Origin of the sequence: Desulfonema magnum (assembly GCF_017377395.1) — a bacterium.
Taxonomy (GTDB): Bacteria; Desulfobacterota; Desulfobacteria; order Desulfobacterales; family 4be13; genus Desulfonema_C; species Desulfonema_C magnum.
This window is the reverse complement of the sequence record NZ_CP061800.1, coordinates 4,394,038-4,405,205: the sequence shown is the minus strand read 5'-3', so window position 1 is coordinate 4,405,205 and position 11,168 is coordinate 4,394,038. Positions and strand designations below refer to the sequence as shown.

Here is an 11,168-nt window from a genome sequence, read left to right as displayed (position 1 = left end):
CTGCTGTCCCAAGTTTCAAATTTCAAGTTTCAAGTTTCAAATTTCAAGTTTCAAATTTCAAGTTTCAAATTTACAGGAGAGGAAAAACATGAATGATCAGCAGGAACAAAATGCCCGGATTCTGATAGTGGATGATACGCCTAAAAATGTTCAGATTTTGGGGACAATATTAAAACAAAAGGGATATCGGATCAATGTTGCCGGAAATGGTTTGCAGGCTCTGAAAGTTGTCGAGAAAATTATTCCTGATCTTATTTTACTGGATATTATGATGCCCGAACTGGACGGGTTTGAAACCTGTAAACGGCTGAAGGCATCTCAGCAGACAAAAGATATTCCCATTATCTTTCTGACGGCCAGGACGGATACGGAAGATATCGTCAGAGGGTTTGAACTGGGTGCGGTGGATTATGTTACCAAGCCATTTAAGTCAACAGAACTGTTAGTAAGAGTCCGCACACATCTGGACCTTAAATTCAGTAAAGATTTAATAACAAAGGCAAGTAATGAACGAAAAGAACTGCTTCATGTACTCTGCCATGATCTCTCCAATCCTTTTAACGGAATGATTTCCGCATTGAATATGATAGAAGATTATTCCATGTTTGAAGACTTTAAAGAACACCTCATTTCCGCAGCTGAGAACGGATTAGATACTATTCAGCTTGTCCGAAACATGCGAGCTTTGGAAGATCACAAACTTGAATTGGAAGTTATCAATCTGTCTGAAGCAATCGCCAAATCATACTTTCTGCTCAGTGACAGGTTTTCCGAAAAACAGATTGAACTGGAGGTTAATGTTGATGCATATCTGAATATTATTGCGGAAAGAGCGTCTTTTATCAATTCTGTTATGAATAATATTTTTACCAATGCTCTGAAATTCTCTTATCATTATTCAAAAATAATCGTTGAAGCCAGACAGACAGAGGATTACGCTGAAATTTCCATCCGGGATTTCGGAATTGGCATGTCTGAAAAATTGTTAAATGATCTTTTTGATGTCAGCAAAGCCACCAGCCGGGCCGGTACGGACGGAGAGACCGGAACAGGTTTCGGAATGCCTCTCATCGAAAAATTTATAAAGGCTTATGGCGGCGCGATTGAAATATTTTCAAAGCAGAAAAAAGAACATCCCCGGGATCACGGCACTGAAATAAAACTGAGATTAAAAATTGAACCATTGGCTTAGTGCTGAATTCCATAAATAATGTCCGAGTTGCGGCGCAATTTTTAAAACTGTGCCTGAACAGACTGCGAATCTGTTCCGCATGACTCAGCCCGCGACTGCGCAAAATCAGGTAAATTAAGTACCTGACCATAAGTCTTCGATATTTGCCCGGAAGAAAAAACCGGCTTTTTTCCCGGAAGGATCCGCCTCCCGTGAACGAAAAAGCCGGGTTTCTCCGCCGTTCACAGAAAAAAAGATGTATAAAAAACTTTTGACAGGGTACTTATATTTGCCACCGGGACACAAAGGCACAAAGTCTCATGAAATTTTTTTGTGTTTTTTTCGTGTGTTTGTGTCTTTGTGGCGAAGGCGGCAGCTCGGATCACATAAAATTACTGTTCATTCCGTCCGGACATTTATTTATGGAATTCAGCATTTAATAACTCCTTGAAAACTTCTTCCCCCCAGGTAAAAACGGAACTAAAGCCAATTCCCAATGAGCAAAAACGGAGCCCAGTAAGCAGGATGCCAATACCTCGGTTGGGAAATAAGTTTTTTTTGCGCATTTTGCAGGGCTTTTGCTTTTGAAGTATCAGGACGCCTGAGCTGCCGGTAAAATTCGCGTATTGCCAAAGACGTGGCCTCATCATCCACAAACCATAATGTCGCGACAGCACTTCTCACGCCTGCTTTCACCGCGACACCGGCAAGCCCCAGCGCGGCACGCTCATTTCCCAGAGCGCTCTGACACGCGCTCAGGGTCAGTAATTCAACCTGCTGTTCCCGGAATCTTCCGAGGCCGATAAGTCGCTCAAGGCCGTCCATGGTCAGCCTGCTGTCGTAACTTAGCAGAAAGCTTTCCCCGGGACTGCCGCCAAAGATGCCGTGAGTCGCCAGATGGACAACAGAATATGCCTTGCTTTTAAATTCCCGGGTCAGATTATCAATCGTATATTCTGCATCCTGCAACACCACTTTGCCCCCCATTATCGCCTTGATATCCCGCAGTTCTGCCGGCACGCTGGGCAGCGGAGAAAAATTTTGCACGCCTTCGGAAAGACCGCTGAGAAGAATCTCAATATTTTCCTGATCCATGGGTTTGGGATCAGTGAGGGTTATCGCTGGGATGGTCCCGATCGCGTATTTTTCCACAAGGAATTGTTCCCCGTCGTGCAGTGTGGAAAAGGGGATCAGACGAAACGCGCCGTCAGGTGCGACAATCAGAGTGTCCACCTTGCGGATGATCAATTCAGACTCAATGGGACGTATCAGCCAGTTGTAGAGCCGGCGTGCGTCATGCAAAAAGCGGTTATTCGGACGGATCTGCAGCTGCCTGCGGAATCGTGTCACTGCGTGTCTGAGAAGAACAGCGTCAACCGGTACGATGACCTGTTTCAGACCGTCCGCCAGCGTCAGCAATAATACCAGCCTGTCCGGAAAAGAAATCGGATAAATCATGGCAGTATGAGGCGGAGAGCGATCCATTTTGGTATCCTTTCTGCGCAGGGCTGTGACACATTCATCTCCGAAAAAGTCCTGCAATTCAGCCGATTTCAGAAGCTCCATCGTGTCTCTGGCTTCCCTGAGTCTGCTTTCTTTGGATGCCTCCTCCTTTATCTTCTCAGCCTGACCGAGTAACAGTCCCGCAAGCTCCAGATAGACAGGTTTTACCTTTTCATTAAATGCGTCCCGCGGGATGCGAAATCCCCTGAAGAATTCCTGACGAATGGGGTTCAGTGTCGTTATGGCTTCTTTATATAACTTGACCGCATTTTTAATATCGCCTTTGGCTTTGAATAATCTTCCCATCTGCCATTGCCAGAGATATAAAATTTCAGAAAAATTTCCCTGCTGGGCAAAAAATATCGCGCTTCGGGTCAGTTTCATGGCGTCCGAATAGCGGCCCTCATCTTCATATAACTGCCCCATATATCCGTAAGCGTAGGAATTAATACAAGGCTCACGAATATCTTTGGCGATCCGCATTGCCTCATTTAAAGCGTAATAAACGCTAGTTTTCAGGTCATTGTCAGGCTTCTCCGGATGCCATTCAGTTTCTCGAAAAAGCAGCGCCAAAGAAATGAAATCCGATGCTTTACTTCGGGAATCCGGCCGGCTTTTGATCTCCGTCAGGGCATAGGCCAATGCTGACGCACTATCCTTGTATTTATGACTCAGAAACGCGGCACGGGCCGAATTCATCAGAACCTTTGATTTCAAACGATCAGGTATTTCAAAATTCTGGGACATCTGAGGCATCTCAGATGCCTCAAGTTCCTGAATCACTTTGAGACATTCCTCATATGCCGCTATTGCGCTTTCATATTCTTCATTTGCAGAAAGCGTATTTCCCACATTATTTAAAACAACTGCCAAAACATGAGGGCTTTTTGCCGAACGAGCTTTCTCCATGGCTTTGGTCAGATAATCCGCGGCCTGTTTTATATTGCCGAGAGAAAGATGAAGGTCTCCCAGGCCGTTGAAAAACAAAGCATTACGGGACAGATCGTCATTTTTTTCAACAATGGTGAGAACAGAGCCAAGAAGTGTCAACGCCTTTCGGTGATATCCAAGGGATTGATAAGCATTTGCCAGATGCGTTGCTGTGTCCAAATATATTCCCGGTTCTTTTTCTGAATCTGAAAGACCTAACGCCTGCTCCCAGGACAGTGCCGCATGTTCAAAATCGCCCTTTTGAAAGAACGCTTCTCCCCTGGCAATCAACTGTCTTACAGCAGTATCCGCACCCATAGCGTTTGTTGTAACACATAAAAAAAACAAATAAAAAATGAAGATAGAAATGAAGATATACTTTTTGTTCATATGCCACCCTCGTTTGGGAATTGAAAATTGAAAATGATATAATGCATCGAGTTTTCGGTTCTCAATTCTTAATTCCTAATTCCTAAGTACCTAACCATAAGTTTCCGATATCTTCCCGGAGAAGAAACCCGGCTTTTTTTTACCGGAAGGATTCGCGGCCCGTGACGGAAAAAGCCGGGTTTCTCCGCTGTTCGTAAAAAAAAATATATAAAAAACTTTTTATCAGGTACTTAATTTTCAATTTTCAATTCTCAATTTTCAATTCTCAAAACAGCCCCACATTGATCTGAAAATGCACACCATCATCCTGGATATCGTATTCACCGGATTCTTCGACATCTTTCAGAGATTCTCCCCAGTAAATTTCAGCGGATATCCTTTCGTTCACGGACCACCTGGCTCCGATTCCGGCGCTGTAAATATTATCCGGATCAGGGTCGTTACTCTCGGTATTCCAGCCTTTGCCAAAGTCAAAAAACGGACATAATTGAAAAGTTCCGTCGTTAGGTCCTTTGCTCAGGCCCGGTATTTTCAATTGCATTACAGGAATCCGCCATTCAAGATATGTTGTCAGACCGTTGTCCGGGGTCATCTGATTCTCTCTGTAGCCTCGGACGGTGGATGACCCGCCAATGGCAAATTTTTCAGCAGAGATAAGCGAACTGTCGGAAAGCTGCATATTAAGGCTGAATAATAACTGGCTGTTGAACAGTCTGAGGCGTCTGAGCCACTGGAACTGTCCCACCCAGGTGAAAAATCCGCCCTCATATTTTCCTTCGTCCACATTTCCCATATTCACACTTGAGTAGGCAGCGACCACCTGCACAAGACTTCGGTTCACCCATTCCTGAGAAAAACGTATCATGGTGAAGTCAGTCTCCCCTGTCTCCTCGTCCGCGCCTGAATCAGGAAAAGCGAAACCTCTTCCCAGAAGGGATGTTTCTGTATGGCGTTTTTCAAATCTGATTCCCATTGCAAATTCGCTGGAAAGGCTCTTGTAAAAGGGATGGCGTAATGCCGCTGCATAGGTTGTGGTATCACTTTTGATATCCAACTCTTCAAAGGCTTCTGACACGACAACCGATTCAGAACGGTCAAAATCAAACGAGAGGGTTGTATCCCGGCGGGTCAGCGGGACGGTGTAGTTCACTGAATAATCATCCAGACCCTCGGTCAGGGCATACTGGGCAGTCAGAGAATCCCCCCAGCCGGTAAGGTTGAGGTGCTGAAGTTCCGCTTCGCCGCGATAGGGGCCGATGCTGGGGGAATTATGATTATTAAATCTGAGCGTTAAATGATAGGGTCTTGCCTCCTCCACCTGAACGTTAAGAATCCCCTCTCCCCGTTCAAGCCCGGGAGCGAAATCCGCGTGAATATTTTTCACACGGGGGTCTTGTTTCAGAAGCTTTAAATGATCCTGCATGACATTGACATTAAACGGAAGTTTCCCGTCTTTTGTTGCGAGGTCCAGCCGACTGAGAATATAGCCGGTGCGAAGCCAGGTGTTTTCGGAAATCTCTGTCTGAGAAAGTTTTCCTTCAATAATATTCAAAAGAATAATGCCATTTTCCACTTTCTGGTCGGGAATAATCGCTCCGGAGTTGACATATCCGTTCACATAGTAATAGCCGCTCAACTTGTTTTTGACTTCCTGTAACTCCTCAGCGGTTATTTCACGGCCCTCATAAGGCGAGGTAATCGGGGTCAGGTCCTCATCAGAAAAAATTGCATTGCCCTCTAACTTAAATTTTTTCACATATACTTTTCCGACAGAGGACAACTGGGTTTCATTCTCTTCAATGGGCGGCAAAACAGCGGGCGTCTGGTCATGAGCTTTCTGAGCCTGGTCAGAAATCTCTGCGGCCGGCGAGGAATCTTCCGAAGCGGCCGTTCCTGTGCAAATAAAAAAAACACTCATGATCAGCACTATTGTCAATCCTCTTTTCAAATAAGTCACCTGATTTACAAAATTGATCGAAAACGATACATTTTGAAGGTTGCCTTTCTCTCAACCACTTATTTATCGGATATCATAAGCAGGTCGAAAATCTTTTCTTTTCCGGAGTGCAAAAATAGAGCGAAGCGGTTTTTTGCACTCCTTTTGTCACGAAAAACTTCTGATCTGCTGATTATTGGAAATACACAGTCCGACTTCCGGCGTGCCGAACTCACAGTCTCACAGTTCGCCGCCCTCCCGGCAAGGATTCAATTTGCCAAACTCAGCAGCTCGAAAAGTTTCCGGGCTGTCACAGAGCGGACACGACGGACATGGGAGAAACCCGGTTTTTTACGGCCGTGAGGGGCCCTTGTCCTGAGAAAACCCCCGGGTTTCTTTGCAGTCCCGCATACAGTCCGGAAACTTTTCGATCTGCTGAAACTGCAAGTTCCGCACACCTTGTTTTTGATAACATCTTTTATTGATAAAATTAATTATAAAAGCATCATACTGCTGTTCGTCCGTCCAGACTAGTGGAAATATTTTTTAATACCAACATGTTTAAACTGAGAAACAGGTCATATGGACACAGATTCTCCCTCGTTTAAATCAAGGCTCACCTCCTCTGTGGTACAAAAAAAAACAAAAAAAATTATTCAGCAAACCGATTTATTAAAAAAATCATAATGATAACGGATTTAGAGGAGGTCGGTAAAAAGCCCCGCAGGGGCGGCATATTTGTAGAATTCATCATGCGGGCCGGTAAAAAGCCCCGCAGAGGCGACATATTGTGACGGCAGGCAAACATGCCCCCCTGCGGGATTTGGCGGGGGGCCTGCGAACCTGTTGCTGCAAATATGCCGCCCTTACAGGGCTTAATCGGCCATCCCCTAAATCCCTCAGAAAAAATCGAATATTATGCCTCTCCGAATATTTTCTTAAAAAATTTATTTTATATATTATCAATCATTCATATAAGCAAGTTTTTTGTGGTGTTGTTTTTAGAAAATTATAAAAAATTATCAGAATTACAGGAATGGCTTGTAAGAAAAGGGAGCAGGAGAGAAAAATATCCCTTCTTATCAGCCATCTCGCGTCAGAAACTAACGGAAATGGCTGATAAGAGAAGGATCAGGAGAGTGAAAAAATTGCTTTACGATTTGGATTCCATGAGTTTTCTGAAAATATAAATAACTTCCTCCAACCCGATCTTCTCATCTCCGTTAATATCGGCTTCTTTATAAGCAGCAGAGGATGACATTTTTGTAAAAATCTGCAAAGCCTGAATCGCGTCCCCCAGTCCGATATTTCCGTCACCATTCACATCACCGGCTTCTATATCAGGGGAGACAGATGTATTTTCAGTGTTTGCAGCCACCAGTGCCCATGTGGAAAAATGATCCGTGGGAAAAGTGATTTTGTTGGCGTCCTTGTCGAGCGTAAAATTCTTTATCAGTTTCCAGGAACTGGTCCCTTCCACCAAATATGCGGGGCGAATATTGGCCTCATTGATACCTGACTCCGATATCTGCTGGTCAGTATAACGGAGAGTCAGCAGGACATCCTCACTAAAGTCTTCAGCGATTTCCTTGGCCGTTCCCTTTTCGTAGAGAACAATATCATATCCGTAATTGATGGTGCGATAATTCGCGTTGCTGGGCAGTCCGCTGATCCGGGGTTCGATGGTGATCTTGGCCTCTTTTTTCAAAGTGCGTATGGCATTCGCGGGAATCTGAACCTGGGTACCATCGGAAAGTGTGTAACTCCAGCCCTCTTCCACACCAAATTCATGGGTTTCCGATGGCGGCAGCTTCCCCATACGCTTCAGAACAAGTTGCGGTCCTGCGACCGTGTCAACCCCTCCCGATGTGTCAGCCGTTTTTTCATCACTTCGATAGTTGGTCGTATCACCTGCCTGTTTGTAGGTGGCGCTCAGTTTCCAAGTGCTTCCCTCAGTATCATCCTCGGGCGCTATTTGCAGACGATAGATGCCATTTTCATCTGTGTAACCGTCGGCTTTCTGACCATCTCCGCTGTAAGCTGAAACAAACGCTCCCTTTACAGGCGTCTTCCCGTCCTCATCTAAAACGTTTCCTTCCAAGTAAATATTCGCCTCACGCAGCTCCAGGACAAATCCCTCCAAAGAGGAGTTTCTCTTTCGACCGCAATTATCCTTACACCATTGTTTGCTCTCTTTGAAGCATGAGTTGCTTGTTCCTCCGCAGTTCGCCTTTGCAGTGGTCACACAAACTCTGTATGTACAGCTTCTCAGATTTCCCGTTGCTGCTGGTATGAGCGCATTGAATTCACCATCTGATCCGGTACTGACCTGATATTCATGGATGATTTTTCCAGATTCCATGGCCCTGACCTCCACCCAGGTATTAAACACCGGATTTCCGTAGGGATCCACCACCTGGCCAGAGACGCTGTCTTCCAGGGGGATGAGCGCAATATCCTTGGTGGCCTGCTCATTTTTAACCACCGTGACCTGAATCGGTTCAGTGGGACTGGGTATGTAATTCCCTGTGTCGAGGAGATAACTCAGATGCCATGTGCCTCCTGACACGGATACTTCAAAACTGCCGTCGCTGGTGTCAATTTCAGCCATTTGGAAGGCACCGCTCGCGTCGCCGGATGTGGCAAAGATCACCCCTGAAACATCTGTCACTGCTTCGTCGGTCAGGGCGTTTTTCACATATCCGCGGATAAAGGATTTGTTCGTTGTCAGCCTGATCTTGACCGACCCGTTATTTCTGGCAGAGCGTTGTTCCATATTTACAGACTGTTCATAGGGGATCATCTCCCTGATGGCGGCTTCGGCTGTATTCAACGCCTTTGTCGCCCTAAACGATGAACGGCTGTTTGAATACGTGGTCTCTTCCACAAGAGAATACTTACTTCGCGGATGGAGATAGAGACCGATCTGAAGTGTGTCTTTTATGTCTGCGGGAATATTTAGCGTGAACGTACCATTTTCCACCAGGGCGTCGGAGACAGGGCTCGGATTGTTCTCAGGACGGGCGTAGGCCCATGCATTCACATCTGTCAGCAGGTTTCCTTCCGTATCCTCAACCGTGCCGGTGATGGTATGACCAGTATCTTCCAATACAAAATTAATCCGTTCCGAATGGTCCTCGGACAGCTCCACTTCCTGCGGCGAACCCGTGAAGATATAGCCGGAATTTTCATCCGGATAAGGCTCTATCACCCATATTCCGGAAGACAGTCTGATGTTGTAGTTGCCTTTGGCATCTGTCTGGGTATAAAACCACTCTTCGCCATCCAACTGCCAAGCATCCACAAAAATTCCGGAAACACCCTCCCCCGCGGCGTTTTTCACAGTGCCTCGGACAGATATCCCCCGGGTCTCCAAGCGAATATCATCCAAAACCTTTTCCTCTCCGGCTTCAATATCAAACCACGGTAAGCTCGGGGTCATATATCCGGGATATTTCCTGGGATCAAGCGATATCGCCATTTCATAGGTTCCCGGGGGTAAGGACAGAAAGAACGCTCCCTGGGCATTCAAATTGGTTTCATAGTAAGTTTGGCTCATCAAATCAAACACTTCGATGGTAACAGCCTTATTACGTTCTTTGTCGCTGGTGAGCGGATTACCATCAGAACCCAATACCTTGCCACTCAGGGAACCGAACAGATTATCCCGCGCACCCAGGGCGATGGTCAGTTCTTCCGCATCTCCGGCGGCATCATCGGAAAAAGCGACCCATTCTGATTCAGGCGCGATCCACTCCGTAGCCTCCCCCGGTTCTACCCAGACTTCCCATTCGCCGCTATTTACCTGCATTTGAAAATTACCGCTGTCATCAGTGAGGACTGATTTGAATTCATCTGCGTCCCAGTTTACCGCTACAACCTCCACAGCAGGTTTTGTTTCTCCCTCATGAATCACCGTGCCGGAAATACTTTTGAGAGGAGCCGGCAATTCTATTTTAATGGGTTCCGGAGAGTTTCCGGCAGAAACATACACTTCTCTCGGTTCGGGTGAGCTGTAAGCATTATATTTGTCTTCGGAAGAGGGATAAACATAAATGATCCATGTCCCTTCATATAAATCCGTCAGTAAAAAATTGCCGTTCTCATCCGTCTCGGTATCAGCATAACCGAAATAATCGTCGCTTTCAGCCTCAACATAGGCACCTGACACGGGACTTCCGTCAGGCAGGGTGACTTGTCCTTCAATTTGCAAGGTAACGAGATCAGAGGACATCAGCATCAGCGAGGTATCCAGTGCCACAGTATCGCCGGCCGTTGTGACTTCTTTGGCTTCGGACCCGTCATAAGTTGAATAGTCCTCATTATCAGGGGGCCATGCCTGGATAATCCAAGTGTCGTCAGCCAAATCAGTAAGCGTAAAACTCCCGTCCTCGCCTGCCTCGGTGTATGCTGAATCAGAATAGTCAGTATTATCAGCATAAACCTGGGCATATGGCACGCCATTGCCGAGGGAATCTGTTACCATACCTGTGATCTTCCCGGTTCCGCGGGTATCAGTATCACGACGTGTCAGCACCAGCGGCCCGTCCAGCGTCAGAATTTCACCTTCTGCGATTTCCAGGTCCGCCTCTTCGGAAACGCTGTATGCGCTGTATGTGTCATCCTCATAAGGCGGTACTGCATAAATTAACCACAGAGCCTCGGCCAGCTCAGTGAGGCTGAAATTACCTTGCTCATCTGCCTGAACATCGGCACTGTGGAAATAGTCGGCCGTGTAAGCATAAACTTGGGCATATGGTACAGGAGATTCATCAGGCAGAAGCACCTGTCCGTGAATTTTTCCGGTATAAATACCGCAATCAGGATTGGTCGCATTGTAAACATACCCTCCGGGATTACAAGGGTCGCAATAAATATCATCTGAATCATAATAACAAGGACCGCACTCGATATCATAGGGATCATCCGTCCACGGATCGTATGATTCACAGGGGTCACAAATGGCCGCCGGGTCATAATCAGGGTCATCCGGATTACATGGATCAGCCCATGCCGGGCCGCCCCAAAAGCACAAACACAGAAGCAATGCTCCGATTACGATGAAAATCTTGTTTTTTGCTTTCATAACAATTTTCCTTTTTCCTCTTCATCCTTGAAACAGCCCAAGGACGGAGGATATTTAAATTAACCTTTAAGTACCTATCCATAAGTTTTCGATATTTGCCCGGGGAAGAAACCCGGCTTTTTTTCCCGGAATGACCTCTCGCCCGAGACGGA

At 46.1% G+C, this 11,168-nt stretch carries 4 protein-coding genes; 1 reads left to right on the top strand and 3 read right to left on the bottom strand.

Annotation, left to right across the window (positions count from 1 at the left end):
- Positions 1–88: 88 nt before the first annotated feature.
- Positions 89–1,192 carry a hybrid sensor histidine kinase/response regulator gene (locus dnm_RS16850; protein WP_207678079.1) on the top strand — a complete coding sequence of 368 codons (1,104 nt, stop codon included), beginning with the start codon at positions 89–91 and terminating at the stop codon, positions 1,190–1,192.
- 459 nt (positions 1,193–1,651) lie between these two features.
- On the opposite strand, the gene dnm_RS16845 is transcribed toward dnm_RS16850, so the two are convergent.
- The 3 genes from dnm_RS16845 to dnm_RS16835 form a co-directional block, all read right to left on the bottom strand.
- On the bottom strand, positions 1,652–3,994 hold the full coding sequence (locus tag dnm_RS16845) for a CHAT domain-containing protein (protein ID WP_207678078.1): 2,343 nt from the start codon (positions 3,992–3,994) through the stop codon (positions 1,652–1,654).
- 265 nt (positions 3,995–4,259) lie between these two features.
- Positions 4,260–5,942 (bottom strand): ShlB/FhaC/HecB family hemolysin secretion/activation protein, encoded by a 1,683-nt coding sequence (locus tag dnm_RS16840; protein WP_207678077.1) that lies wholly within the window; start codon positions 5,940–5,942, stop codon positions 4,260–4,262.
- Between the two features lie 1,141 nt (positions 5,943–7,083).
- Positions 7,084–11,016: a carboxypeptidase regulatory-like domain-containing protein gene (locus tag dnm_RS16835; RefSeq protein ID WP_207678076.1), complete on the bottom strand. Its 3,933-nt coding sequence runs from the start codon at positions 11,014–11,016 to the stop codon at positions 7,084–7,086.
- Positions 11,017–11,168 lie beyond the last annotated feature (152 nt).